This window comes from Streptomyces sp. NPDC001532 (assembly GCF_040298625.1).
GTDB lineage: Bacteria > Actinomycetota > Actinomycetes > Streptomycetales > Streptomycetaceae > Streptomyces.
The window spans coordinates 173372-199450 of sequence record NZ_JBEPAL010000002.1 but is presented as its reverse complement, the minus strand read 5'-3'; the positions used below and the strand labels follow the sequence as shown (position 1 = coordinate 199450).

At 71.5% G+C, this 26079-nt stretch carries 26 protein-coding genes, 1 tRNA gene and 1 pseudogene; 15 read left to right on the top strand and 13 right to left on the bottom strand.

Going from position 1 to position 26079, the window contains the following annotated elements; genetic code table 11:
* Positions 1–62: 62 nt before the first annotated feature.
* Together ABT232_RS03545 and ABT232_RS03540 are read right to left on the bottom strand one after the other, a co-directional pair.
* Positions 63–1298, bottom strand: coding sequence for an MFS transporter (locus ABT232_RS03545; protein ID WP_351835255.1), 1236 nt, complete (start codon positions 1296–1298; stop codon positions 63–65).
* Positions 1299–1461: 163 nt separating this feature from the next.
* Positions 1462–2505 (bottom strand): Glu/Leu/Phe/Val dehydrogenase family protein, encoded by a 1044-nt coding sequence (locus ABT232_RS03540; protein WP_351835252.1) that lies wholly within the window; start codon positions 2503–2505, stop codon positions 1462–1464.
* A gap of 113 nt (positions 2506–2618) precedes the next feature.
* On the opposite strand from ABT232_RS03540, the gene ABT232_RS03535 reads away from it, so the two are divergent.
* The 5 genes from ABT232_RS03535 (at position 2619) to ABT232_RS03515 (ending at position 7288) form a co-directional block, all read left to right on the top strand.
* On the top strand, positions 2619–3083 hold the full coding sequence (locus tag ABT232_RS03535; protein WP_351835250.1) for an Lrp/AsnC family transcriptional regulator: 465 nt from the start codon (positions 2619–2621) through the stop codon (positions 3081–3083).
* A 241-nt stretch (positions 3084–3324) separates the two neighbouring features.
* Positions 3325–4758, top strand: coding sequence for a hypothetical protein (locus ABT232_RS03530; protein WP_351835247.1), 1434 nt, complete (start codon positions 3325–3327; stop codon positions 4756–4758).
* A gap of 74 nt (positions 4759–4832) precedes the next feature.
* Positions 4833–6299: an FG-GAP-like repeat-containing protein gene (locus tag ABT232_RS03525; protein WP_351835244.1), complete on the top strand. Its 1467-nt coding sequence runs from the start codon at positions 4833–4835 to the stop codon at positions 6297–6299.
* Between the two features lie 249 nt (positions 6300–6548).
* Positions 6549–7031, top strand: a complete 483-nt coding sequence (locus tag ABT232_RS03520; RefSeq protein ID WP_351835243.1) for a DUF2975 domain-containing protein — start codon at positions 6549–6551, stop codon at positions 7029–7031.
* Positions 7031–7288, top strand: a complete 258-nt coding sequence (locus ABT232_RS03515; RefSeq protein ID WP_351835241.1) for a helix-turn-helix domain-containing protein — start codon at positions 7031–7033, stop codon at positions 7286–7288. Before ABT232_RS03520 ends, ABT232_RS03515 begins: the two co-directional genes overlap by 1 nt.
* A 56-nt stretch (positions 7289–7344) precedes the next feature.
* Here ABT232_RS03515 and ABT232_RS03510 read toward each other — a convergent pair whose 3' ends face one another.
* Positions 7345–7629, bottom strand: coding sequence for a hypothetical protein (locus ABT232_RS03510; RefSeq protein WP_351835239.1), 285 nt, complete (start codon positions 7627–7629; stop codon positions 7345–7347).
* A 188-nt stretch (positions 7630–7817) separates the two neighbouring features.
* Between ABT232_RS03510 and ABT232_RS03505 the strand changes: the two genes are divergently transcribed.
* Positions 7818–8306, top strand: coding sequence for a DUF5994 family protein (locus tag ABT232_RS03505; protein ID WP_351835236.1), 489 nt, complete (start codon positions 7818–7820; stop codon positions 8304–8306).
* Positions 8307–8332: 26 nt separating this feature from the next.
* Here the strand turns inward: ABT232_RS03505 and ABT232_RS03500 are convergent, their stop codons facing one another.
* On the bottom strand, positions 8333–9376 hold the full coding sequence (locus ABT232_RS03500; protein WP_351835234.1) for a fatty acid desaturase family protein: 1044 nt from the start codon (positions 9374–9376) through the stop codon (positions 8333–8335).
* A 213-nt stretch (positions 9377–9589) separates the two neighbouring features.
* On the opposite strand from ABT232_RS03500, the gene ABT232_RS03495 reads away from it, so the two are divergent.
* Positions 9590–10024 carry an Asp23/Gls24 family envelope stress response protein gene (locus ABT232_RS03495; protein WP_351835231.1) on the top strand — a complete coding sequence of 145 codons (435 nt, stop codon included), beginning with the start codon at positions 9590–9592 and terminating at the stop codon, positions 10022–10024.
* A gap of 27 nt (positions 10025–10051) precedes the next feature.
* Positions 10052–10276, top strand: a complete 225-nt coding sequence (locus tag ABT232_RS03490) for a hypothetical protein (RefSeq protein WP_351835228.1) — start codon at positions 10052–10054, stop codon at positions 10274–10276.
* Between the two features lie 49 nt (positions 10277–10325).
* Here the strand turns inward: ABT232_RS03490 and ABT232_RS03485 are convergent, their stop codons facing one another.
* Entirely contained in the window at positions 10326–10838 is a 513-nt protein-coding gene (locus ABT232_RS03485; protein WP_351835225.1) for a hypothetical protein, read from the bottom strand.
* A 200-nt stretch (positions 10839–11038) separates the two neighbouring features.
* Positions 11039–11434, bottom strand: a complete 396-nt coding sequence (locus ABT232_RS03480) for a MerR family transcriptional regulator (protein WP_351835222.1) — start codon at positions 11432–11434, stop codon at positions 11039–11041.
* Between the two features lie 88 nt (positions 11435–11522).
* On the opposite strand from ABT232_RS03480, the gene ABT232_RS03475 reads away from it, so the two are divergent.
* A complete protein-coding gene (locus ABT232_RS03475) occupies positions 11523–12218 on the top strand; it encodes an SDR family NAD(P)-dependent oxidoreductase (protein WP_351835220.1) in 696 nt (231 codons plus the stop codon).
* Positions 12219–12477: 259 nt separating this feature from the next.
* Here ABT232_RS03475 and ABT232_RS03470 read toward each other — a convergent pair whose 3' ends face one another.
* The 4 genes and pseudogenes from ABT232_RS03470 to ABT232_RS03455 all read right to left on the bottom strand — a co-directional run bounded on the left by ABT232_RS03470 (position 12478) and on the right by ABT232_RS03455 (position 14969).
* Positions 12478–12660, bottom strand: a complete 183-nt coding sequence (locus tag ABT232_RS03470) for a hypothetical protein (protein ID WP_351835217.1) — start codon at positions 12658–12660, stop codon at positions 12478–12480.
* A gap of 233 nt (positions 12661–12893) precedes the next feature.
* Positions 12894–12966, bottom strand: a tRNA-Arg gene (locus ABT232_RS03465).
* A gap of 97 nt (positions 12967–13063) precedes the next feature.
* Positions 13064–13649, bottom strand: a pseudogene (locus ABT232_RS03460) (MBL fold metallo-hydrolase).
* Between the two features lie 45 nt (positions 13650–13694).
* A complete protein-coding gene (locus tag ABT232_RS03455) occupies positions 13695–14969 on the bottom strand; it encodes a M6 family metalloprotease domain-containing protein (protein WP_351835214.1) in 1275 nt (424 codons plus the stop codon).
* 651 nt (positions 14970–15620) lie between these two features.
* On the opposite strand from ABT232_RS03455, the gene ABT232_RS03450 reads away from it, so the two are divergent.
* Positions 15621–16265, top strand: coding sequence for a TetR/AcrR family transcriptional regulator (locus tag ABT232_RS03450; RefSeq protein ID WP_351835212.1), 645 nt, complete (start codon positions 15621–15623; stop codon positions 16263–16265).
* 219 nt (positions 16266–16484) lie between these two features.
* The gene (locus ABT232_RS03445; protein ID WP_351835210.1) at positions 16485–18026 is read left to right on the top strand and encodes an MFS transporter; all 1542 of its coding nucleotides are present in this window, start codon (positions 16485–16487) and stop codon (positions 18024–18026) included.
* 190 nt (positions 18027–18216) lie between these two features.
* On the opposite strand, the gene ABT232_RS03440 is transcribed toward ABT232_RS03445, so the two are convergent.
* On the bottom strand, positions 18217–18729 hold the full coding sequence (locus ABT232_RS03440; protein ID WP_351835207.1) for a MarR family winged helix-turn-helix transcriptional regulator: 513 nt from the start codon (positions 18727–18729) through the stop codon (positions 18217–18219).
* 102 nt (positions 18730–18831) lie between these two features.
* On the opposite strand from ABT232_RS03440, the gene ABT232_RS03435 reads away from it, so the two are divergent.
* Positions 18832–19626: a dioxygenase family protein gene (locus tag ABT232_RS03435; protein ID WP_351835205.1), complete on the top strand. Its 795-nt coding sequence runs from the start codon at positions 18832–18834 to the stop codon at positions 19624–19626.
* Between the two features lie 26 nt (positions 19627–19652).
* On the opposite strand, the gene ABT232_RS03430 is transcribed toward ABT232_RS03435, so the two are convergent.
* Complete coding sequence (locus ABT232_RS03430; protein WP_351835203.1) at positions 19653–20171, bottom strand: GNAT family N-acetyltransferase; 519 nt, start codon at positions 20169–20171, stop codon at positions 19653–19655.
* Positions 20172–20362: 191 nt separating this feature from the next.
* Here ABT232_RS03430 and ABT232_RS03425 point away from each other — a divergent pair, with 191 nt between their 5' ends.
* On the top strand, positions 20363–21361 hold the full coding sequence (locus ABT232_RS03425) for a sigma-70 family RNA polymerase sigma factor (RefSeq protein WP_351835200.1): 999 nt from the start codon (positions 20363–20365) through the stop codon (positions 21359–21361).
* Positions 21362–21889: 528 nt separating this feature from the next.
* Positions 21890–22735, top strand: coding sequence for a TetR/AcrR family transcriptional regulator (locus tag ABT232_RS03420; RefSeq protein WP_351835197.1), 846 nt, complete (start codon positions 21890–21892; stop codon positions 22733–22735).
* 459 nt (positions 22736–23194) lie between these two features.
* Here ABT232_RS03420 and ABT232_RS03415 read toward each other — a convergent pair whose 3' ends face one another.
* On the bottom strand, positions 23195–24169 hold the full coding sequence (locus tag ABT232_RS03415) for a helix-turn-helix transcriptional regulator (RefSeq protein WP_351835194.1): 975 nt from the start codon (positions 24167–24169) through the stop codon (positions 23195–23197).
* A 62-nt stretch (positions 24170–24231) separates the two neighbouring features.
* On the opposite strand from ABT232_RS03415, the gene ABT232_RS03410 reads away from it, so the two are divergent.
* The gene (locus tag ABT232_RS03410) at positions 24232–25752 is read left to right on the top strand and encodes an MFS transporter (protein ID WP_351835191.1); all 1521 of its coding nucleotides are present in this window, start codon (positions 24232–24234) and stop codon (positions 25750–25752) included.
* The last annotated feature ends 327 nt before the right edge of the window (positions 25753–26079 follow it).

Genomic DNA, 26079 nt, shown 5'->3' with positions numbered 1-26079 from the left:
GCTCACCTGCGGCCACGGTTTCGCCCATTCCGTCAGGGTACCGAGGGCGCGCCGCGGGGGCGTCAGTCGGCCGGGACCTTCCGCGCCTCGGCCTCCGGACGCGTCTCGGCGGCGGAGACGCTGGTGGTGCGCATCCGGCCGTACGCGTAGACGCAGCCGGCCAGCGCCAGATCGGACAGGAGCATGAAACCGATCGCGTAGGAGCCCCGCGCGCTGTACACGGCGCCCATCACCAGCGGCGGCACGAAACCACCGAGGCCGCCCATCGCGCCCACGATGCCGGTGACACTGCCCACCTGCGCCTGCGGCGTGACCCGGGCGACCAGCGCGAACACCGAACCGCTGGCGGTGCCGAGGCCGGCGGCCATCGCCAGCAGACAGACCGTGCCGGCCGGGACCAGCTCCGGATCGAAGGACTGCACCACGGCGAACAGCGCCACCAGACCGAGCGCCCAGGAGGTGACCACGGCCGGATGGACCCGGTCCGACAGCCATCCGCCGATCGGCCGGAAGACCACGGTGACCAGCGCGAATCCGGCGGCCCTGGTGCCCGCGTCGGTCCCGTCCAGCTCGTACCAGGTCTTCAGATACGTCGGCAGGTAGACGCCGAACGCCACGATGCCGCCGAAGCCGACCGCGTACAGCGCCGACAGCTCCCAGGTCACCCGCAGCCGCCCGGCCCGCGCGAGCCGCGCGGTGAGCGGCGTGGACGGCACCGGGCGGTCCGGCCGGTCGCTGATCAGCACGGCGGCGAGCACGGCGTACACCGCGAGAGCGAGGGCCAGCACCAGGAACGGGAGGTTCTCGCCGTGCCGGTACATCCGGGGCGTGAAGTACCCCGACAGCGCCACACCGCCCATGCCCATGCCGAACACGCCGAGCGCCGCACCCCGGCGGCCGGGCGGGAACCACGAGTTCACCAGCGGCACGCCGATCGCGAACGTCGTCCCGCCCAGGCCCAGCACGAAACCCACCAGGATCAGCGCCAGATAGTTCGACCGGGCCGGGATCAACAGCAGCACCGGCACGATGGTCAACGCGCTCACCAGCGGGAACATCAGCTTCGCCCCGTACCGGTCGGTGAGCGCCCCCACCGGCACCCGGCCCAGCGACCCCACCAGCACCGGCACGGCCACCAGCACCGACTGCGCGAACGAGGTCATGTGCAGCCGCTCGTCGAGATCACCGGCCAGCGGCGCGACCAGGTTCCACGCCCAGAAGGTGAGGGTGAAGCCGACCGTGGCCACCACCAGGTTCCGCCAGGCCGCGGAACCGCCCCCGACCTCGTCCCCACTCATGGGCACCCTCCAGATCCGACCGGATCCCATGCTCGGCGGGGGGCATGGGGCACGCATCCTGGGTGGGGCGGACGGGGGGCACGGGGCACGCGTCCTGGGCGGGGCGGACGGGGGCGGTACGAGGTGCTGACCGCCGCGCGCTGGACCGGCGTGCGGCGTCTGCTCAGCCCTGTGCCGTGGCGTGACCCGCCAGTCGGCGGCGGGCCAGCTCGGCCGCGACGCGGGCCGGGGTGTGACCGGAGCGCTCGGCGCCGTCCAGCAGATCCTCGACCGTGCCCTCGATCGCCTCCACCCGGGCGCGGGCCTCCAGCGGACCGAGCCGGTGCACCTCCACACTGACCGCGTTGACGACACCGCCGGCGCTCGCCACGTAGTCGGGCACCCAGAGGATGCCGCGCCCGTGCAGCAGATCGGCGACCTCGGGGGCCGCGAGCTGGTTGTTCGCCGGCCCGACCACCGCACGGCAGCGCAGCCCGGCCACGGTCCGATCACTGAGCACGGACCCGAGCGCGGCCGGGACGACGATGTCGACGTCCGCGCCGAGCGCCTCCTCGGGCGACCGCCATACGGCGCCCAGCTCGTCGCACAGGGCCCGCTTGCCGGGGTCGATGTCGGCGACCGTCAGCCGCGCGCCCTCGGCCGCGAGCAGCCGCGCCAGATGGGCCCCGACCCGGCCCAGACCGACGACGGCGACCGTACGGCCGTCGAGGTCGGCGCTGCCGTGCAGCCGCCGGACGACGGCCCGCAGCGCGGCGAGCGTGCCGACCGCGGTGTGCGGGGAGGAGTCGCCGCTGCCGCCCAGGTGCTCCGGCCGGCAGAAGACATGGGGTGTGCTCTCGGCGACGACCGCCATGTCGTCGGGGCCGGTGCCGACGTCCGGGCCGGTGGCGTACGACCCGCCCAGCGAGTCGACGACGTCCGCCGCGTCCCGCAGCACGTCGAGGCGGCGGCCGGCGTCCAGCCGGGCGCCCTCCGGCAGCACGACGACCGCCTTCCCGCCACCGCTGGGCAGCCCCGCCACGGCGAACTTCGAGGTCATCGCCGCCGACAGCCGCAGCGCGTCGGTCAGCCCGTCCCGCCAGTCGGGGTAGTGCCACAGCCGCAGACCGCCGGCCGCCGGGCCGAGCGCGGTGGAGTGCACGGCCACGATCACCGGCAGCCGGGAACGCCGCCCGGTGTGGATCACGACCCGCTCATGGTCGAGCATGCGCCTGCCGTCCCTTCATTCGTCCGATACGACGGCTCCCATGCTGCGCGACCGAACGGCGATGTGGGTCAACCACCGAACGTATGGCTGAAGTTGGGGTACGGTGACCGCCTATGGACGAACTTGATTCGGCGATCGTCCGGCTGCTCCAGACGGATGCGCGGCAGTCCAACCGCGAACTCGCCCGCAGACTCGGCATCGCCCCCTCGACCTGTCTGGAGCGGGTCCGGTCCCTGCACCGCCGGGGCGTCATCCGCGGCTACCACGCCGACATCGACCCCGCCGCCCTCAACCGCGGTGTCCAGGCCCTCGTATCCGTCCAGGTGCGGCCCCTCAGCCGCGCGGTCATCGACGGCTTCAAGACCTTCGCCGCGGGCCTGCCCGAGGTCCTCCACGTCTTCGTCCTGTCGGGCGGCGACGACTTCCTCCTCCACGCGGCCGTCCAGGACCTCGACCACCTGCACGCCTTCCTCACCGACCACCTCAGCAAGCGCCCCGAGGTCACCGGATTCCGCACCTCGGTGATCTTCCAGCAGGTGAGCAACACCGCGCCGGTGCGGTTGCCGGGAGCCGAGTAGACGCCGAGAAGGCGCCGAGTAGACGCCGAGCGGGCGCCGACCGGGCGCCCAACAGGCACGGCGCGGGCACCGGTTGGACACCGGTTGGACGCCGGTTCGAAAAAACTCTCCCGCCCCGTACAACCCTCCGGCCCCACCGGACGTCTCCTGTGCGCCGACCAGCCGCGCCCGCGCGCGAGCCCCCGGGGAAACGGGCGTCGGTGCACCGCCATTCGTCCCGGATGCCCTTCTGGAGGAGCCCGTGCGCAAACGCACCCTGCTGATGTCCGCCACCCTGCTGGCCTCGGGCCTGACCCCGCTGCTCGCGGCCGGCGCCCAGGCCGCCACCGGCACGCCGGGTGACATCAACAAGGACGGCTACCGCGACGTCGTCGTCTCGGCGCCGGACGCCACCGTGGCGGGCCGCGCCAAGGCCGGCGCCGTCGTCATCCTCTACGGCGGCGCACAGGGCGTCGACGCCGCCAGGCGCACCGTCCTCAGCCAGAACTCCACCGGCATCCCCGGCACCGCCGAGGCAGGTGACCGGTTCGGCGCCTCGGTCGTCGTGCACGACCTGAACGCCGACGGCTACAGCGACCTCGTCGTCGGCGCGCCCGGCGAGGACGTCTCCGGGGACGCCGGCGGCGGCTCGGTGACCGTCGTCTGGGGCACCGCCTCCGGCCCGGTCAAGGCCAAGGGCGTCACCGACCCGTGGCCCTCCTCGCACGACGCCTGGGGCCGCACCCTCGCCGTCGGCACCTACAACGCCGTCAACCCGGTCAACGACGGCAAGCTGTCCATCGCCGTCGGCGCCAACGACGCCGACGTCACCTACGTACCGGCCGACCTGTCCGCGCAGACCGGCACCAGCGGCAACGGCCACGACTTCAACCCGGCGTACGGCATCCTCGCGCTCACCCCGGTCGACCTCCCGGGCACCGACGCCGACCGACTCCTCGCGCACGGCCGCGGCGTCTCGGACGGCGGCTGGGGCTACGACGGCCACGGCGACGACCCGCACACCACGCTCTACGAACCCGGCGGCTTCGACCACCACACCCTGCCCGCGGGCACCGTCTCCGCCGTCGGCGACCTCAACGGCAACGGCGCCCCCGACATCGTCGTCGGCAACCCCGAGGACCCCGCGCAGAGTCCCGGCAACGCGCTCGGCGGCCAGGTCACCATCTGGTTCGACGCCGCCTACGGCTCCCCGAGCCGGATCCAGACGATCACCCAGGACACCGCGGGCGTGCCCGGCGCCGGCGAGGCGGGCGACCGCTTCGGCGCGTCCGTCACCATCGGCGACACCGACAAGGACGGCAAGGCCGACCTGGTGATCGGCGCCCCCGGCGAGGACGGCAGGAGCGGCGCCGTCACCGTCGTCCGCGGCACCACCGCCGAGCTGGACGCCGCCCACGCCCGCGTCTGGACCCAGAACAGCCCCGGCGTGCCCGGCGGTTCCGAGACCGGCGACGCGTTCGGCACGGCCGTACGCCTCACCGACACCAACAAGGACGGGTACGCCGACCTGCTGATCGGCGCTCCCGGCGAGAACGGCGGCACCGGCAACCTGTGGTTCCTGCGCGGCTCGGCCGGCTCGCTCACCGCGACCGGCGCGAAGACCCTGAGCCCGGCGGCCACCGGCCTCGGCTCGGCCGGGGCGGCGCGGCTCGGGGAGGCGGTGACGGCGCGATGACGCCGGCGCGCGCACACGCCCCGACCGGCCGCGGTCACGGCCCGGCGACCCGACCCCTCTTCCCCGGAGACGCGATGACCACCTCCCGTACGACCCTGGCCGCGGCGGTGGCCGTGGCCGCCGCCGCGCTGGCCGTCGCCCTGCCCGCCCCGGCCGCCTCGGCCGCCAGCCCGTACAAGGGCGCCAACACCGCCGCCGTGCAGGACGACTTCAACGGCGACGGCTACCGCGACCTGGCCGTCGGCGCGCCCGGCGCCGCCAACGGATCGGTCGACGCGGCGGGCGCGGTCGTCGTCCTCTACGGCTCGGCGAACGGCGTGACGGCCACCCGCCGCACCGTCATCACCCAGGCCACCACCGGCGTCCCCGGCGCCCCGGAGGAGTGGGACGGCTTCGGCACGGCCGTCACCTCCGCCGACCTCGACCGCGACGGCTACGCCGACCTGCTCGTCGGCACGCCGGGTGAAGCCGCCGGCACCATGGCGGGCATCGGCTCGCTCACCGTCGTCTGGGGCGGCTCCGGCGGCCTCAAGGGCGGCGCCGCGATCGCCACCCCGACCGGACTGGACGAGGGCTGCCAGTTCGCCGCGGGCATCGCGGCCGGCGACGTGAACGGGGACGGCGCGCCCGACCTCGGCGTGACCGGCCAGTGCGGCGGCACCACCTACACCGGCCCCTTCACCCGCACCGGCCGCCCGGCCGCCCGCACCTTCGTCAACGCCCTCGGCACCAACCGGGGCGTCGTGATGGGAGACGTCGACGGCGACGGCAAGGCCGAGCGCTTCTGGCTGCCCGGCCCCACCGACGGCGACGTCAGCGGCCCCGTCCACCTGGACGACGGCGACGGCACCTACACCGAACTCCCACTCGCCGACGGCCTCCTGGGCCAGATCGGCGACGTCGACGGCGACGGCTACGGCGACCTGGTCACCGGCAACCCGTACGACGGCTCCCTGATGTCCGGGCAGACCCCCGCGCACAGGGGCGGCGAGATCCAGGTCCTGTACGGCGGCCCGCAGGGCATCGGCGTGGACCAGAAGCCGCAGATCCTCCACCAGGACACCGCGGGCGTCCCGGGCGCCGGCGAGGACGGCGACCTGTTCGGCGCGACCCTGAGCGTCGGCGACACCAACGGCGACAAGTACGCGGACGTCCTGGTCGGCGCCCCGCAGGAAGCCGTCGGCTCCCTCTACTACGCCGGCTCGGCCACCCTCCTCAAGGGCTCGGCGACGGGCCTGACGGCCTCGAAGTCCGTCACCTACAGCCAGGACACCACCGGCGTCCCCGGCTCCGCCGAACGCGGCGACGCCTTCGGAGCGGCCACCCACCTGGCCGACCTGAACAAGGACGGCAAGGCGGAGGCGGTCGTCGGCGCGCCCGGCGAGAACACCGACGGCCTCGTCTGGACGGCCCGCGGCACCACCACGGGCCCGGCCCCCACCGGCTCCACCACCCTCTCCGGCAAGTCCACCGGCCTGACCCTCCGCTACACGGACATCGCCTTCGGCACGGCCCTGACCAGCGCCCGCTCCACCCTCTGACCCACCAGAAAGGGCCGCCCCGGGACCACCACCCCGGCGCGGCCCTTTCCCACACCCTGAGGCCCTACCGCCCGCTCGTCGCCGCTGCCTCGGGTGCTGTGACAGACGGCATGCACAAGCCGAGCCCCTGTGGGCGGCGCCGCTGTGTCCTGGGAGCAGCTGCGGCGGGCATCCTCTTGCCACACCTATCGTTTCTCGATAGATTTCCATCGTGTTTCGGTACTCCATAGAGAGAGGGAGGGAAAGGCGATGGGGAGACTGACGGTGCTGGCGCTGCGGGCGGTGCTCGTGGGGCTGCTCGCCGGTTCGCTGTTCGTGCAGGGGGTGATGGTGCCGCTGCTGGCGGCCGACCTCAGGGACTTCGACCTGCGACCGGCGGTCATCGTGATCGTGCTCTTGGGTGTCGTGACGGTCCAGGTGGTCCTGGTCTGCGTATGGCGGCTGGTGACCATGGTGCGCCGAGGGACGGTCTTCTCGCACGCCGCCTTCCGCTACGTCCACATCGTCATCGGCGCGGTCGTGACCGCCGCGCTCCTGGTCTTCACCCTGGGCGTGTTCCTGGCCCCGGGCGAGGCGGTGGCGCCGGGGATCGTCCTCCTGCTGGGCGGCGTAGGCCTCGCGATCCTGGGCGTGGCGCTCGTCGTCCTCGTCCTGCGCATGCTGCTCGCCCAGGCCGTCGCCCGTGACGCCGAAGCCTCCCAGCTGCAGGCCGAACTCGCCGAGGTGATCTGATGCCGATCGTCGTCGACATCGACGTGATGCTCGCCAGGCGCAAGATGTCCGTGGGCGAACTGGCGGACCGGGTCGGCATCACCCCCGCCAACCTCGCGGTCCTGAAGAACGGCCGCGCCAAGGCGGTCCGCTTCACCACCCTGGCCGCACTCTGCGAGGTACTGGCCTGCCAGCCGGGCGACCTGCTGAGATGGGAAGCGGAGGACACGACGGAGACGGAAGCACCCCCGAGCACCGCCGCGGCTCGGACGCCCTGACGACCCACCGGCGATCCCCGAGACCGGCGCGACTCGACTCGACGGCGCCGCAGCCGCTACCCCGCGGCCACCACCTGGCCGGCGGTGACCTGCGGGCCGTTGGGGAGCAGCGACGCGAGGTTGTCCCGTACGAAGTCGGCCGCCCTCCGGATCGACTCCTCGGCCCCGGCCTGGTCCTCGAAGACGCTGGTGGACACCATCACCCCGTCCCCGGCATCGACCCAGTAGTAGGCCACGAACCCGGAGACCTGGCGCAGCAGAGGCACGAAGCCCTCGTCCACCCGCCGTCCCGCCTCGACAGGGTCGGTCACCCCTTCGTACCGCCGGATTACCGCGTACATGGCTGATCTCCTCATGGGCCGGGGGTCACCTTGCGAGGAACGACCTACCCGCACGGCGCGTCGCTCGCTCGGGGACTGTGCGGAAGTGACCCGGACAGGCGCATCCCTGCCATATACGGCACCAGGAGTAGCGTGGCAAGTGCGAGGCGGTTCCGTTGTCGCACCGGTCCTCAGACGGGTGGTACGCAATGACCAGCTCGGACACACCACCTGTTGCCCGGCGTCTGCCCAGCGGCGTCCACGAGGCCGTGCGGCCGGGGTGTGCGCTTCTCCGGCTGGAGACGATCGCCTCACGCGAAGGCGTCCTCGACGGCGCGTGGTGGCCGCGCTCGCGCGACATCGCGGCGGAGCTGCCCGCGCTGCTGAGCGCCCTCATCCCGCACATCGGCCCGGTGACCCGCGTGGGACTGGACACCGCGGCCTGGGAGGATCTCCCGACGCGTCTCGTCGTGGACGACCAGGTGGTGCACATCGACAGCTTCCCGGTCGGCGACGGCACCGTCCTGATCACCCGGGGAGACCAGGACATCTTCTCGCTGCTGGTGGTCCCGCCGGACACGGCACCGGACGCCGCCCGCGTGGCGATGGCGCAGGCGGTCCGGGCGGACAACGTCAGCCAGGCGGAACAGATCCTGATCGACACCGGAAGCGGGAGCGGACGCGGTACGTCGCTCTGACGGGCTGACGGCCCGCGCCGGTTCTCTCAGACAGGACCGCGGGCGTGCCGGAGCGGTGCCCCGGCCCGGTGGAGACTGGCGAGGGCCAGCCGGTAGGAGGCGATCAGCCCGGTCTCCACGTACTCCAGACCCAGTACCTGGCAGTGGCTCCGCACGATGGCCCGGGCCTTGCGCAGGTTGGGGCTGGGCATGCTGGGGAACAGGTGGTGCTCGATCTGGTGGTTCAGCCCGCCCAGTACGATGTCGGTGAACATCCCGCCGCGCACATTGCGTGAGGTGAGCACCTGCCGGCGCAGGAAGTCCGGCCGGTCGTCGCCCTTGAGGATCGGCATGCCCTTGTGGTTCGGCGCGAAGACGGAACCGAGGTAGACGCCGAACAGGCACTGGTGGACGGCGAGGAAGGCGATCGCCATGCCGGGCGGCAGCAGCAACAGCAGCACGGTCAGGTAGACCGCGAAGTGCGCGAACAGCAGAACACCGTCGAGCGTGCGGTGCTTGAGCGAGCGGTTGGCCAGCGCCCTCACGCTCGACACATGCAGGTTGAAGCCCTCCAGCGTCAGCAGCGGGAAGAACAGGAACGCCTGCCAGCGGCCGATCAGCCGGGCCGGCCCCTTGGCGGCCCGGGCCTGGTCCTGTGACCAGACCAGCAGGTCGGGGTCGAGGTCGGGGTCCAGTTCCTCATGGTTGGGGTTGGCGTGGTGGCGGGTGTGCTTGTCCTGCCACCATCCGTAGCCCATCCCGATCCCCGCACCGGCGATCCGTCCGGACACCTCGCTGGCCCGGCGCCGGCGGAACACCTGGCGGTGGGCCGCGTCGTGGGCGAGCAGCGCGACCTGGCCGAACATGAATGCCAGGAAGGCGGCGACGGCCAGTGTCCACCAGCTGTCACCGACGATCGCGACGGCGGCCCACCCGCCGAGGTAGAGCCCGCTCACGACCGTGATCCGCAGCGCGTAGTAGCCGGGGCGGCGCCCCAGCAGCCCGGCAGCGGCGATCTTTCTCGACAATCGGGCGAAGTCACTGCCGGACGCCTCTGGAGGCGGGGGGCGGACCAAGGTGTCACTACTCATGATGGCGAAGCTCTCTCCGAAGGGGGCCGACGGGTGCTGCGCCCCCAGGAGCCTTCCGGCAGCCGCTGGGACACGCGATGTCGCACACGCAAGCGAGTCCCCTGTCGAGAGCGTCGCACACCGCGCAGCGGTCCAGAAGTGGGTGAGAAATGCCAAACCGAATATAATTGGACAATAAGTGCGAGGTGGGCCTCGCGAGGGAGGAACATCCCGATGACTGAGAACACCGGCGCAAGGCATGTCGGCGCACCCGCTTCACGCGGCCGGACGACCGTCGCCGACGTGGTGGTCGAGAAGATCGCCGGAATGGCGGCGCGGGACGTGCCCGGCGTCCACGCCCTGGGCAGCGGATTCGCCCGCTCGATGGGATCGATGCGGGAGCGGATGCCCGGCGCCGGTAGCGGCAAGTCCGTCACCCGCGGGGTCGAGGTCGAGGTCGGAGAGCAGCAGGCGGCCGTCGAGCTGGAGATCGTCGTTGAGTACGGCTTCTCGATCACGGACGTGGCCGGTGAGGTACGGGAGAACGTGATCGCCGCGGTGGAGCGGATGGCCGACCGGGAAGTCGTCGAAGTCAACATCCTGGTCAGCGACGTGAAGCTCCCTGACGAGGAGGAGGACGAGGAGAAAGAGGGTCAGCGGCTCAGGTAGCCGGCACGAAGCGTGAAGGAGCGCGTGATGAGCAGGGCCGTGGTGGGCTTGATGGCCGGAATGGCGCTGGGTTTCGCCGCCTATTTCGGCAACTTCTGGGCGTTCCTCCTCGTACTGGGGCTGGGCGTCGTCGGACTCGTGATCGGCCGGCTCACGGAAGGCGACCTGGAACCGAGCGACTTCGTACGCCGCCGAGACCGCCAGGAACGAATCCGCGACGACCGCCGACGGGCCCGCGGAGACTGGCGCTAGCGGTCCAAGCACTGGCCCATGCCTGGGCTCGTTGACATGGGCCTCAGCGTTACGCATCAGGATGGACGCGGCCTTGCTCGGCGTGGCAGTCGTCGTTGCGCTGGTGCAGCTGTCGGAGATCCTCCAGTGCGGCGGTGGGGAAGTCGTGCTGTACCCACTTCTTCCGGTAGCCGACTTCGCCGTGCAGCCGCAACACCTTCTCGGCGGCCTCCATCACCGCATGGCTCAGCACGCCGCGCGGCTGTGTGGAGTTCCAGCAGCGGGTGCCGTCGTCATCGGGCGCGTTCCAGCTCTCGTGGAAGTCCGGGAACCGGTAGATGTCGATCTCCACGTCCGACCCTCGACGCCGAAGCCTCCACCTCACCTCGGCCGGCTCGAGATCGAAGGAGACCCGCTGGTCGCCCCCTTCTCCGTAGAGCCCCGCGAATGCGCTCAACACGTCGAGGAGGGCATCCGTGCAGTAACTGACGACGTCCTCCCGCTCGGACGTGCCGTCCGCGATCCGATACGTCGCCCACCCGCTGCCGCTCAGTTCCCAGCTGAACCGAACATCACCAGCCACCTGTCCTCCCGCGTCAGTACACAGGACGGTACCCCGCCCCAGCGGCCACCGCGATCATGGGCCGGGCTGCTCACGAGCCTCCCCGACCACGGCGTCTCCCCGGAGCGCTCGGCTTGGAAAGCTGCGATCACCTGCCGTCCGATCGGGGGCCGCTCCGGGGGCATACGGCGGCTTCCATGGGACGAGTCGCTCTCACCGTTTCATGGGACCTCCGGCTCCTCGGTGATCTCGCTGTGGGGGTGCTGCAGGGCTGCGTCGAGCAGCGCGCCGAGCGCCTGCTGAGAGGTGCGCAGCTGTGTCATCAAGTCGTCGATTCGCGCGTGTTCTCGTCGCAGGTGGGCGATCGCATCCGGACATCCGGAGGGAACGGGCTGCGCGCTGTCGTCGGGGACGCAGGCCAGGATCCGAGCGATGACCGCGGTCGGCAGGCCGGCCCCGAGCAGGGTGCGGATGCGTCCCACCGCGGCGATGTCGGTTGCGGCGTACTCGCGGTAGCCGTTGGGGCGTCGGACCGGCCGGAGCAATCCCTGTTCCTCGTAGTACCGCAGCAACCGGGCACTCACCCCGGTCGCCTGGGCCAAGGCACCGATCCGCACGTGAACTCCCCGTCCGTGGTTGACCTTCACACCGATGAGAGACCTTAGCCTTCCTCCGCCGGAAGTCCTGACGACAGAGGGGAACACCATGCCCGGAGCGGTAGTCATCGGAGCGGGGCCGGGCGTCGGTCAGTCGGTCGCCCGTCGCTTCGCGCGTGAGGGCCTGCCGGTCGCGCTGGTGGCGCGGTCCGAGAGAACGCTGGAGACGGTGGCCGCCGCCGTCGCCTCCGTCGGATCACCGGTCCACGCCGTGGCGGCCGACAGTACCGACGCTTCCTCCCTGCGCTCCGCGCTGGATACCGCGATCGGTGAGTTCGGCCTGCCGGACGTCGTGGTGTACAACGCGGCGGCCGTCCGGCCGGACTCGCTCGGTGAGCTGTCGGTACGCGCGCAGCTGGATACGTGGGCGGTCAACGTGGTCGGAGCGATCACCACGGCATCCCATGTGATGCCGGCGATGGCCGAACGTGGCAGCGGGTCGTTCCTGATCACCGGTGGGATGCCCGAGCCGAAACCGCAATACGTCAGCCTCTCGCTGGGCAAGGCCGGCGTGCGGACCTTGGTGACCTTGCTGGACGACCAGTACGGGGCGTCCGGTGTGCACGTGGCCACCGTCACCATCGACGGGCCGGTGGAGCCCGGAACGGCCTTCGACCCGGATGTCATCGCCGACCACTACTGGCGGCTGCACACCCAACCACGACACCGCTGGCAGCGGGAGATCCTCCACAGCGGGCACAACGCCACCGACGGGGTACCGGACGCCGCCTGCACTGAACGCTGACCAACACGGGCAAGGCCCCGGACCGGACAACCCGTCCGGGGCCTTCGCCTCGGTGCCTCCGGCAGGATCCCAACCCGCGACACCCGCTTCAGGAGCGAGTTTGGGCCGCGTGGCGGCTGACCTGCGGGATCGGTGCTCGTGCTGGTGTCGGTCTGAGGAGTCGTCAGTCACCCACCGTGCCCGTGATTCCCCGCTCCTTCTGGCACGGCTGTGGCACGGGCTGAACCTCTCGATGCGAACTCCGGACGGTTGCGGCGGATCAGCGGGGGTCTGCGCCTGTCCCTTGCCCGGCTATAGCGGCGGCAAGCGCCAGGATCGCCTCAACCTGGGCGGCCGCGATGACTGCATTGGCGTCGTACAGGCGCTTTTTGACCGCGGACTTGGCATCAATCACTTCGAGCAACTCGCGAGCGTTCTGAGCGTGGGTGGCGTAGTCAGCCATGGGACCTCCCGTGCTGGTGGCTGCACAATAGCGATCACGCAAGGTCGGCGGAACGACTTCGGCCGGGAGCTGCTTCGGTGTGAGTGATCCGCCCCCGCTGTCGCTGAGTGGCGGGCCTTCCTTCCGCTCCGACGGGTGCCGAGAGGACGTGGTGGCGGGCGTGTGGCACGGAACCCGGAACGGTAAAGGGCCAGCTCGGGAGGAAACCCCTCCTGAGCTGGCCCTTACTGCTGTGCCCCCGGCAGGATTCGAACCTGCGACACCCGCTTTAGGAGAGCGGTGCTCTATCCCCTGAGCTACGAAGGCAGTGGGCCGGCAGGTGGTGGTGCCTGTGGCCCGCGGCCAGTGTAGCGGGTGGTGGATCAGGGGCGGGGTGGTGGCGGAGGTTGGTGTCCGGGGTTCGTCAGGCGGTCGTTCCTGGCGGGAGGTAGCGGTAGCGGTCCGGGCATTCCTGGGTCAGCCAGCCGTTCACGCTGCTCAGGCCGCGTTCGTTGATCTGGGCGTCGTGGATGCCGTAGGCCCTTCGCGCAGGAGGCATGGAGGGGGACCAGCAGGGTGTCCACCGGGCGGTCGGGGCGGTGGAGGGAGTCGCCGGGGTGGTAGACGGCGTCGTCGACGAGGTAGCCGAGGTTGGCGCAGTCCGGGAGGTCGCCGTGGATACGGGCGTGTTGCCCGCCGTGGGCGGTCACGTGGAAGCCGGCCGCGGTGAACTCCTCGCCGGGGGTGACGGCGATGAAGTCCAGGCCGGGGAGGTGGGCGGCTGCGGGGGCGTGGACGGGGACGCCCAGTCCTCTCAGGCGCAGCAGGTCCACGTGGTCGGCGTGCTCGTGGGTGACCAGGACCGCGTCCGCGCCGGTCAGGGCCGCGGGTTCGCTCCAGATGCCGGCGTCGATGACGAGCGTGCCGCCGCCGGGGCGCTCCAGCCGTACGCAGGAGTGGGTGTACTTGGTCAGGGTCGGGGTCGGGCTTGAACTCGGGCTCGGGTGCATGGGGCCAGTGTGGCTGCCGATTCCCCTGCGGGGCCCGGGAGTTCGTCAGCTTCGGGTCACCCGGATGACGTGGTTGCCCTTCAGGTGCGCCGACGCCACCGAGATGCGGATGCCCTTCTTCAGGTCCTTGAAGGTGTCGCCGGGGGCGAACGGCGCGTCGGAGAGTTCCGCGTGGACGTTGGGGCTGCGGGTGCAGCCGCCGCTGTCGCCGGTGGAGTCGTAGACCTTCACCGGGCCCTGGCCGGTGTCCACGGCCGCGTCGACCTTGTAGATCAGGATGCCGGGGCGGCACACCGCCTCGTCGTTGCCTTCGCGGGTGCGCAGTTCCACGGCGTACCCGGTGCGGCCGTCGAGGGGGACGAAGAGGAGTTTCGGGCCGCCGGCGCGGGCCAGCGGGGTGAGGGTGTGGTCGGTGGTGCCGGGCGCGGACGCGCAGGCCACCTGGTCGGCGTCCAGCCAGCCCAGCTTCCACTTGTGCCAGCCGAGCAGATCGTTGTTGGCCCCCCAGTCCTCGCTCATGATGTCCCAGTGGCCGACCGCGCCGCCGCCCTCCTGGGTGTACAGGTCGGGCAGGCCGAAGACGTGCCCGTTCTCGTGGGGCAGTACGCGGTAGCCGGTGCTGTCGTAGGAGCCGGAGCCGTCGTCCTGGCGGGAGTAGACGAAGGACGCGTTCGCCACCGGCACGCCGTCCGCCGTCGGGGCCTCGGTGTTGCCGGCGAAGGTCACCGAGAGCACGGTGTCCAGCGCGGACGGGCCCGCGTTCGGGGTGACCAGCACGTTCAGCAGGTCGTACGAGCGGAAGTCCACCTTCGGGTCGGCCTCGGCGATCATGTCCTGGACCAGCTTGCGGTAGCCCGGGTCGAAGGGCGCGCCGCGTTCCAGGCCGTACGCCTCGAAGGGCTTCGGCATGCGCAGCCAGTCGCGGATCGGGGCCTCCGGACGGTAGTCCAGGCGGCCGTAGGAGCTGGTGCGGAACCACTTCTGGGTCTGCGGGAAGAACTCCGCGTAGCGGTCCATGGCCTTGCCCTGTCCCGGCGCGTCCGAGAAGTCGATCATCAGGGTGAGGGCGCGGACCGTGCCGGTGGAGGGGGAGTAGCTGTCGGAGGTCGGGATGCCTTCGGACATCTGGATGTCCAGCTCGCTGCGGATCATGCAGGGGGCCAGGGTGGTGGCGTCGGCGGCGGTGATCGGGCGCGCGCCCGCCGTGGCCGGGCCGCCGGGCAGCCGGCCGGTACCGGCGGAGGTGCTGAGCGCCGCCGTCAGCGCGGTGACCGCGGCGAGTGCGGCCCAGCGCCGCAGATGTGGAGTCGGCCCCGGCACGGGGTTCCGCTCCGGTTCCGGGTTCGGTTCCGGCCTGAGCCTCGGTTCCGGCCCGGGCTCCGGCTCCGGCTCAGGTTCCGGGTTCGGTTCCGGCCTGAGCTTCGGCTCCGGCTCAGGTTCCGAGTTCGGTTCCGGCCCGAGCTTCGGTTCCGGCTCGTGGTTCGGCTTGTCGTGCCGAGCACGTTCACCGCCGCCCGGAGATCCCTCGCCCGGAGATCCCTCGCCCGGGAACCCCTCACCCGGCCGAAGCTCCACGCCTCCCGTGAGCCCCTCACCCCGCAACAGCCCCAGCCCCACCCCCAACCGCCCCAGCGACCTCAGCCCCCGTCGCAGCCGTCCCACCCCGCCCCCCGTACGTCGTACCGGGCGTATCCCGCGGCTGGGCGGATGCGGCTGCATGCATGGACCCCTCGCTCCAGGCAGCCGCCGGTCACCGGCTGCACCCTTTCGATCACCCTGTGACGCGAGGGGCAGAGACGCTCGCTGGAGGAGACCGATCGTGGGTTTCTCGGCCCGAGTATGTGATTCAGGTCACAAGAGATTTGTTGCTGGGAGGGAAATAACCGGGGATCGATTCCCCGTTTAGACCTGTGTCCGAGCGAAACGGGGATCCACTCCCCGGATCGTCATCCACAGTCCAAGGAGTACGCCGTGCAGACCGCCACCCCCGAACGGCGCAAGGTGACCCGGCCGCGCGCCGACGCCCTGCGCAACCGGGAGCGGATCGTCACCGCCGCCCGGGAGATGTTCGTCGAGTTCGGCCCCGATGTGCCGTTCGACGAGATCGCCCGTCGCGCGGGGGTCGGCAATGCCACGGTGTACCGCAACTTCCCGGACCGCGAGGCGCTGGTCCGCGAGGTCGTCTGCTCGGTCATCGACCGTACGGCGCTCGCGGCCGAGCGGGCCCTCGCGGACACCGGGGACGCCTTCACGGCCCTGGAGCGCATCGCGCACGCCGCCGCCGACGAGCGGATCAGCGCGCTGTGCCCCATGGTCACCAGCGCTTTCGACCAGAACCACCCGGACCTGGAGGCCGCGCGCGAACGCTTCGAGGAGTTGGTCGAGGAGGTCATGGACCGGGCCAAGAGGGCCGGTCAGCTCCGCCCCGACGTCGGCGTCGGTGACCTGATGGTCGCCGTGGCCCAGCTCAGCCGGCCCCCGGCCGGCACCGGATGCGTGAGTGCGGACCGCTTCGTCCACCGTCATCTCCAGGTGTACCTGGACGGACTGCGGGCCCCGGCCCGCTCCGTGCTGCCCGGGGCGGCCGTGACCATGGAGGACCTCCGTCGGCCCTGACCACCGAGCAGCACGTCCCGCCGTCCAGTTGAACTGCCACGACCGTCGATGACGACGAGTCGTTGCTCTTCGTTTTTTCTTTTGACCCGTTATCAGCTTGTTTGACGGTTATTTTCCAGTTCGACCGTCGAGCAGCACGACGCTCTGTCGCACGCTCAGCCACACGCTCTGTCGCACGCTCCGTCACTGCTCCACCGAAGTCCCGAAGTGGGTACCTCTATGTCTCAGTCCGCCGGCAAGGCCTCCGCCTCCGCCGTTCCGCTCCCCGATCCCGGGCGCTGGAAGGCGCTCGTCTTCATCGCCCTCGCCCAGCTGATGGTCGTGCTCGACGCGACCATCGTGAACATCGCCCTGCCCTCCGCCCAGCAGGACCTCGGCATCTCGGACGGCAACCGCCAGTGGGTGGTGACCGCCTATGCGCTCGCCTTCGGTGGTCTGCTGCTGTTCGGTGGCCGGATAGCCGACCTGTGGGGCCGTAAGAACGCCTTCCTCGTGGGTCTGGGTGGTTTCGCCGTGGCCTCCGCGCTCGGTGGCGCCGCCACCAACGAGGCGATGATGTTCGGTGCCCGCGCGCTCCAGGGCGTGTTCGGCGCGCTGCTCGCGCCCGCCGCGCTCTCGCTGCTCGCGGTGATGTTCACCGATGCCAAGGAGCGCGCCAAGGCGTTCGGCATCTACGGTGCGATCGCCGGTGGCGGTGGCGCCGTCGGTCTGATCCTCGGCGGTTTCCTCACCGAGTACCTGGACTGGCGCTGGACCTTCTTCGTGAACATCCCGTTCGCGATCGCCGCCGCGGCCGGTGCCTGGTTCGTCATCCGTGAGCCGGAGGGCGGCCGCAACCGCTCCCCGCTCGACATCCCGGGCGTGATCCTCTCCACCCTCGGCCTGGTCGCGCTGGTCTACGGCTTCACCCGCGCCGAGTCCGACGGCTGGAGCGACACCGTCACCATCGGCATGTTCGTCGGCTCCGGCGTGCTGCTGCTGGCGTTCGTGCTGATCGAGGCCAAGGTGAAGGCGCCGCTGCTGCCGCTGCGCGTGATCACCGAGCGCAACCGCGGCGGTGTCTACCTCTCGCTGGGTCTCGCGATCATCGCGATGTTCGGCCTGTTCCTCTTCCTGACGTACTACCTCCAGATCGTGAAGGGCTACTCGCCGGTCAAGACCGGCTTCGCCTTCCTGCCGATGATCGCGGGCATGATCACGGGCTCCACCCAGATCGGCACCCGTCTGATGACCCGGGTCGCGCCGCGGCTGCTGATGGGCCCCGGCTTCCTGGTCGCCGCGCTCGGCATGCTGCTGCTCACCCAGATGGAGATCGGTTCCTCGTACGCGGCCCTGCTGCTGCCGGCGATGCTGCTGCTCGGTCTCGGCATGGGTACGGCGTTCATGCCGGCGATGTCCCTGTCCACGCAGGGTGTCGAGGCGCGGGACGCCGGTGTCGCCTCCGCGATGGTCAACACCTCGCAGCAGGTGGGCGGCGCCATCGGTACGGCCCTGCTGAACACGATCGCGGCCTCCGCGACCACCTCGTACATCGCCGACCACCTCGGCTCGGCGACCTCCCCCTCCCAGCAACAGCTGGTGCAGCTGGAGGCCATGGTGGAGGGCTACACCAGCGCCATCTGGTTCGCCGTCGGCATCCTGGTGGTCGCCGCGGTGATCGCGCTGACCTTCGTCAACGCCGGCCGTCCGGGCGGCACGACGGTCGCCGGCTCCGACGCCTCGGCCGAGGACGCGGTGCCGGTCCCGGTGGTCGCTCACTGACCTCCGTGTCCCACTGACCGCGGTGGCCCGGTGAACGGTTGCGGTCCGACGGCCGGTGGTGAACCCACCGGCCGGTGGCGGCCTCACCGAGCCGGCCCACCACCCCCGGCCGCTGAAGCAGCCAGCGCAGGCCCGCCGCTGAAGCAGCCAGGGCCGGTCCGCCGCTGACGCAGCCAGGGCCGGTCCGCCGCTAACGCAGCCAGGGCAGGTCCGCTCCCGCTTCGGTGGGCTGAAGTCCCTCGGCGACGATCCTCATGATCTCGCCGAGGGACTTCTGCTGTTCCGGGCTGAGACGGTCGAAGACCGCCTGCCGTACGGCGGCCACATGGCCCGGCGCGGACCGGCTCAGCACCTCCATGCCCTCGTCGGTGAGGACGGCGAACTGGCCGCGCTTGTCGGACGGGCAGTCCTCGCGGCGCACCCAGCCGTTCTTCTCCAGCCGGGCGACGGCGTGCGAGAGCCGGGAGCGGGTGATCTTGGCGTACTTGGCGAGTTCGGTCATCCGCAGCCGGCGGCGCGGGGACTCGGCGAGCTTGACCAGCAGGCCGTAGTACACGTGCGGCATTCCCGCGTCACGCTGGAGCTGACGGTCGAGGTGGTCCTCCAGCAAGGTGGCGGCCTCGATGTACGAACGCCAGACGAGCTGTTCCTCGGCGGAGAGCCAGCGGGGCTCCGCGGGGTCGGATGCGGGTGCCGTGTTCATGGATTCCACTGTACGGGCGCTCTCCTTGAAGCTTAAACAAATGGGGCGTACGGTGAAGGAAGGGAACGTTGAGAGTTCAAGTAAGTTGAGGAGTCGCTGATCATGGCCGCCACCGACGCGCCGGAGCGTATGCCCGCCCTCTACCTCAGCCACGGCGCCCCGCCCCTCGCGGACGACCCGGTCTGGCCCGGAGAACTGGCCGCCTGGTCGGCCGCCCTGCCGCGCCCCAAGGCGATCCTCATGGTCTCCGCCCACTGGGAGGAGGCCCCGCTCGCCCTCGCCGCGACCGAGCCGGTCCCGCTCGTCCACGACTTCTGGGGCTTCCCCGAGCACTACTACCGCGTCCGCTACGACGCCCCGGGCGCCCCCGAACTGGCCGCGTCCGTGCGCAAGCTGCTGCGCGCCCCCGGCATGCCGGTCCAGGACATCCCGGACCGCGGCCTCGACCACGGCGCCTACGTCCCGCTCGTCGAGATGTTCCCCGCCGCCGACATTCCCGTGCTCCAGATCTCACTGCCGACCCTCGACCCGGTCAAGCTGATGGAGATCGGCCGCACGCTCGCCCCGCTGCGCGACGAAGGCGTGCTGATCGTCGGCTCCGGCTTCTTCACCCACAACCTCGCCGCGCTGCGCCACACCGGACCTGGCGTGCCGAGCTGGTCGGCGGAGTTCGACGAGTGGGGGCGGCGGGCCCTCGCCGAGCGGGACGTCGACGCCCTGCTGGACTTCCTGCACAAGGCCCCGGCGGGCCGCTACGCCCACCCGCGCACCGAGCACTTCGCGCCCCTGTTCGTGACCATGGGCGCGGCGGACGCGACCGGTGAGCTGGGGGAACAGAAGTCGGTGATCGACGGGTTCTGGATGGGGCTGGCCAAGCGCTCGGTGCAGTTCGGCTGAGGGGCGGCGGCCCGGGTCGGCGCGTCTCACAGCTCCTTTTCGTACCAGGCCACGTCCCAGTAGCGGCCGAATTTGCGGCCCACCTCGCGGTACGTGCCGACGTGGCGGAAGCCGAAGCGCTCGTGGAGCCGGGTGGAGCCCTCGTTCGGCTGGGCGATCCCGGCGTAGGCGCGGTGCACGTCCTCGCCGGCCAGGGCTTCGAAGAGGGCCCGGTAGAGCAGGGAGCCGATCCCGCGGCGGCCGGCGTCCGGGGCGACGTAGACCGTGACCTCCACGGAGGTCGCGTAGGCGGGCTTGGCACGGAAGGGGCTGGAGGTGGCGTAACCCAGGATCTGCCGGGAACCGGTGTCCGTGGCAACCATCAGGCGGTACGGGCCGTCTTCAGGGTGGGAGAGCAGCCAAGGGCGGCGCTCTTCCGGAGTGAAGGCTTCGGTGTCGAATGTGATGGCCGTCTCACGGACGTAGTGGTTGTAGAGGTCGGTGAGGGCTGCGAGGTCGTCTTCGACTCCCGGCCTGACCTGCACCTCTGGCTGCTCCGACGGCATCTGGCCTCCCCATGTGGCGGCACAGGGTACTGCATGATCAGAAAAATCGAGGGTCGGCATGGGAATTCTGTCCGGATTCCAGTCGTTGTTTCCATCGGATGCAGGGCACTCGGACGAGGATCGAAGGGTCCGGGACCGGTGCTGAGTGTCCGAAGGACCACCCGCTGACCTCACATCGCAAGGGAGCACGCATGGCAACCCGTGCCGTCGCCCGTCGTACGTCCGCCGCCGGCGAGACCGTCGGCGCGGCAAGCAGTGTTCGCGCCCATGGCGGCGAGATCGCGGACCGCGATCTGGTCGGTATGTACCTCGACGAGATCGCGCGTACGCCGCTGCTGGACGCCGCAAAGGAGGTCGAGCTCTCCCAGATCATCGAAGCGGGTGTGTTCGCGCAGCAGGTCCTCGACGGGTTCGAGGAGTCCAAGGCCGACGCCACCCGCGAGGAGCTGGAGGCTCTGGTCGCCGAGAGCGAGCGGGCCAAGGACGTCTTCATCCGATCCAACCTGCGTCTGGTCGTCGCCGTCGCCCGGCGGTATCCGCGCAGCGGCCTGCCCCTGCTCGACCTGATCCAGGAGGGCAACGCGGGTCTGGTCCGCGCGGTGGAGAAGTTCGACTACCGCAAGGGCTTCAAGTTCTCGACGTACGCGACCTGGTGGATCCGTCAGGCCATCACCCGGTCCATAGCCGACCAGTCGCGCACCATCCGGCTGCCCGTCCACCTGGTGGAGGAGCTGGGCCGGATCCGCCGAGTGCAGCGCGAGTTCAACCGCGAGCACGGCCGGGACCCGGAGCCCGCGGAGATCGCCGCCGAGCTCGGCTCGACGCCGGAGCGCGTGGTCGACGTGCTCGACTGGGCCCGCGACCCGGTCTCGCTGAACATGTCCGTGGACGACGAGGGCGAGACCCAGTTCGGCGACCTGCTGGAGGACACCTCCGCGGTCTCTCCCGAGCAGTCGGTGCTGACGCTGCTGCGCAGCGAGGAACTGGACGACCTGATCGGCCGCCTCGACCAGCGCACGGCCTCCATCATCAAGATGCGCTACGGCATCGAGGACGGCCGCGAGCGCACCCTGACCGAGGTCGGCAAGGAGCACGGTCTGACGCGTGAGCGTATCCGGCAGATAGAGAAGCACGCGCTGCTGGAGCTGAAGAAGCTGGCGCGGGACACCGGGTTCGACGCGGTGGCGTAGGGCTCGCGAGGTGGCATAGGGCCCGCGGGGTGGCACAGGACTCGCGGGGTTGCGTGAGGCGCGGTGGCGTGAGTAACGGTGCCTGAGTTGTGGTGGTGACGGCCCGTCGGACGGCGCACGACGGGGCGTCGCCGCGTACGCCGGGTGGCGAAAGCCCGCGCAAATGTGGCGATGTAACGTCGCTTCAACCCATGGATGCCCGGGAACAAGACTTCCGGGTACAGCAGTTCGGAGGCGAACCGCCCCACAGCGGAACCTCCACGGCTGAGCCCGCACAGCCGAGCCGTCACAAGCGGAGCCCTCGCGGCAGAGCCACGTCCCGACGCACTCCCCCCGGCGCCGGGACTCTCCCAGCCGGGTTTCGGCGCCTTCCCCCGGGCGTCGGAGCCCGGCTTCCGCGTGTCCAGGCGCACGCGCCACCCGCCCGGGCGCACGCGCCCATGGCTGGCCCGGCGGGGCACCCCGTACCTGAACCCCGGGGTGGCCCGCCGGATGGCAGATTGTGCCACATCGGCATAGCCTGACGGAGTGAGCAGCACCACCCCCGCACAGCACCCGACGTCTTCCTCCTCGGCCGCGCGAACGCCCGCCTCGCTGACCGAGCGCCGCAAGGCGGCCACCCGGACGGAGATCGCCCGTGCCGCGGCCGGCCTCTTCGTGACCCACGGGCTGCGCGGCACCCGCGCCGAGGACATCGCCCACGCTGCGGGGATCGCCCCGCGCACCTTCTACCGCTACTTCGCGAGCAAGGAAGAGGCCGTCGCCCCGCTCTACGCCGCCGGTGCCCAGCGCTGGGCCGAGGCGGTACGGGAGGCCCCCGCCGAGCTGTCCGTCCTCGCGGCGCTGGAGCACGCCGCCCAGCACACCCTGTCGCCGGGCGGCGGGGTGTCGGCCGCGTCCTGGGAGTGGGTCCGCACCCTGATCCGTCTGGCCGTCGAGAGTCCGGCACTGCGGAAGGTGTGGGCCGAGGTGTGCCAGGAGGCTGAGGTGACGCTGGCCGCCGTACTGGAGGAGCGGCTGGGGGAGCGGGCGGAGGCGCGGGCGGAAAAGCCGGAAGGGTCGGAAGGGCCGGCGGATCGGGTGGCGGAGCCCGGGGAGCCGGAGGAACCAGAGGAAGCGGTGGAGCCGTCGGAACCGGCTGAAGCGGCGGAACCGGCTGAAGCGGCGGAACAGGCTGAAGGGACGGCACTTGCTGAGGGTGCGGAGGTCGCGCCCGACCCGCGCTTCGCCGCCGCCGTCGCGAGCGCGGCCGTACGCGTGGCCGTGGAGAACTGGGCGATCGGCGGCGCGCCCGCGACCGGCGCGAACGGGCCGGCCGCGCTGGCGCTGCGGAATCTGGCGGCGCTGCGGGACTTCCGGTGGGAGGGCCGTTAGCCCGGCGGGTGTCGGCGCGGCGGGCTTCGGCGCGGCGTCAGCTCGGCGGCCATACATCGGATCCGTCAGCTCGGCCGGGACTCAGCCGTGCGCTTGGCCCGCCGGCGAAACAACGGGTCCGTCGGCTCGGCGTGCCTCAGTCGCGGGCCTCGCTCGCGGGCGAAGCAACGGGTCCGCCCGCTCGGCGACCCGCAGCCGGGGCCTCGCCGTCGGCGTAACAACGGGTCCGTCGGCTCGGCGTGCCTCAGTCGCGGGCCTCGCGCGCCGGCGGAGCGACGGATCCGCCCGCCCGGCGACCCGCAGCCGGGGCCTCGCTTGCCACCGAACACGGATCCGTCGGCTCGGCGTGCCTCAGTCGCGGGCCTGGCCCGTCGGCGGAGCAACGGATCCGTCGGCCCGGCGACCCGCAGCCGGGGCCTCGCGCGCCGGCGAACAACGGATCCGTCGGCCCGGCAGGCATCAGCCGTGTGCCTCGCCTGCCGCGCGGGTCATCCGGGCGCCCAGCTCCCTGACGCACGCCACGAGTTTGGCGGGCTCGCGGACCTCGAACTCATGGCCCAGCATGGCCAGTCGTACGGCCAGCCACTCCACCGGGTCGCCGGTGGTCCCGCGCACTCGGCAGCTCGTCTCGTCGAGCGGTTCCGGAGTTCCCACCACCGCCGGAAGGCGTGCCGCGATCACCGGTGCGGGCGCGGCGAAGGTGACCGTGAAGTCGTAGGTCTCCTGGCGGTGCCGGATCGACTGGCGCAGATACTCCGCCGCGCTGCCCGTCGGCAGTTCGCGCGGGATGAACCGGGCGCCGGTGGCGAAGGGTTCGCTGACCCGGTCGACGCGGAAGGTGCGCCAGTCGGCGCGGTCGAGGTCGTAGGCGACGAGGTACCAGCGGCGGCCGGTCGAGACCAGCCGGTACGGCTCGGTCTGGCGGCGGGAGGCGGTGCCGTCCTTGTCGCGGTAGGCGAACCGCAGCCGCTCGTGGCCGGCCACCGTCGACGCCATGACGGTCAGCGTCTCCGGTGCGATGCTCGGCCCGTCGCCGCTGGTCAGCGGGGTGGTGGCGGCTTGGAGGGTGGCGACGCGGTGGCGCAGGCGGGACGGCAGCACCTGCTCCAGCTTGGCCAGCGCCCGTACGGACGCCTCGTCCACGCCCTCGACGGCGTGCCCGGCGCCGGCCCGCAGGCCGACCGCGATCGCCACCGCCTCCTCGTCGTCGAGGACGAGCGGCGGCATGGCCTTGCCCGCGACCAGCCGGTAGCCGCCGTCGGAGCCCATCGTGGCCTGTACGGGGTAGCCCAGTTCGCGCAGCCGGTCGATGTCCCGCCGGATCGTGCGCCGGGAGACGCCGAGCCGGCCGGCCAGTTCGCCGCCGGGCCATTCGCGCGGGGTCTGGAGGAGGGAGAGGAGCTGGAGCAGCCGGGCCGGGGTGTCCGTCGTCATGGTGTCGAGGATGCCGCAGAGATAGGACGCGATCTGTCCTAGTGGCGCTCTAACTTCGGGGCATGACCTTCACCGAGACCCCTTCAGGTCGTACGAACGCCTCCGTACCGGATCGGCGCCGCTGGTTCGCGCTGGCCATCGTGATGACGGCGGCCTTCATGGACCTCGTCGACGTCACGATCGTCAACATCGCCATCCCGTCGATCCAGCGGGAGGCGGGCGCGTCCCTCGCCCAGATCCAGTGGATCACCGCCGGTTACGCCCTCGCCTTCGCGGCCGGACTGATCACCGGCGGCCGGCTCGGCGACATCCACGGGCGCAAGCGGGTCTTCCTGATCGGCATCGCCGGCTTCACCGTCGCCTCGGCGCTGTGCGGTCTCGCCGCGAACCCGGAGATGCTGGTCGCGTCGCGGATACTCCAGGGCGCCATGGCGGCGCTGATGGTCCCGCAGGTCCTGTCGATCGTGCACGCGACCTTCCCGGCGCACGAACGGGGCAAGGTGTTCGGGCTGTTCGGCGCGATCGTCGGTCTCGGCGCGGTGTCCGGTCCGCTGCTCGGCGCGCTGCTGACCGAGTGGAACCTGTTCGGCCTGGAGTGGCGTCCGATCTTCCTCATCAACCTGCCGGTCGGCCTCGCGGGCCTGATCCTGGGCAGCCGCTTCATCACCGAGTCCAAGGCCCCGCGCGCGCTCAAGCTGGACCTGGTCGGCGTGGCGCTGGTGACGCTGGGCCTGCTGATGCTGCTCTACCCGCTGACCCGCGGCCGCGAGCTGGGCTGGCCGCTGTGGGGACACCTGTCCATGGCCGGCGCGTTCGTCGTCTTCGCGGCGCTGGTGGCGTACGAGCGGCGCAAGGCCGCCCGCGACGGCTCCCCGCTCGTCGAGCTGTCCCTGTTCCGGGTGAAGAGCTTCGCGGCCGGCATCGCCGTGCAGACCGTGTTCGGCGTGGCGCTCGGCATCTTCTTCCTGGTGTGGACGCTGTACCTCCAGTACGGGCTGGGCTGGACTCCGCTGAAGGCCGGCCTGACCGGCGTCCCGTTCTCCATCGCCGTCTCCACGGCGGCCGGCCTGTCCGTGCAGAAGCTGGTCCCGCGCTTCGGCCGCAAGGTGCTCCAGGCCGGCGCCCTGGTGATGGCCGCGGGCGTCCTGCTCTACCTCTGGGAGGCCGACCGCTACGGCCTGTCCATCGCGCCGTGGCAGATGGCGCTGCCCCTGGTCGTCATGGGCGCCGGGATGGGCCTGATCGTCGCCCCGCTGACGGACGCGGTGCTGTCGGAGGTGCCGCGCGAGCACTCCGGTTCCGCGTCCGGGCTGATCAACACCGTGCAGCAGATGGGCAACGCGCTGGGGCTCGGCCTGGTGTCGGTCGTCTTCTTCGGGGTGATCGACGAGCACCTGCCCGCCGCGCAGATGGGCCCCGCCTTCGTGGACGCCTTCCAGTACGCCCTCGGCTGGGTGGCCGCGGTGCTGGGCGTCATCTTCCTGCTGATGTCCGCGCTGCCCAAGCGGCCGGCCCAGCATGTGGAGGGGTCGGAGGCGGCGCGGACCGAGGGGGCGGCGGAGCCGGAGCTGGTGTCCTCGTGAGGTAGGCGCCGGCGGTCGGCCGGTGCGGTCCACCGGCGTGGCGCGGCCGGTGCGGTCGGCCGGTGCGGCGCGGCCGGCGTCGGAAGGGGCGGGGCCCGGATCTCAGTGCTGAGGCGCTGAGATCCGGGCCCTCACGCATGGCGTCCCGCGTCCCGCCCGCCGACGACGGCGCCGGAGCGCCCCGGCCTGGCGCGGAGACACCTCATCTCCGCTCGTGCGCTCATGCCCGATCACGCCCGGATGGGGCCCGAACCTGTTTACTTTCCGAGAAGCCCGGCATATTCTGCGTTTGGAACCACACGTTCGGGCACACTCGGAGGCGAACGG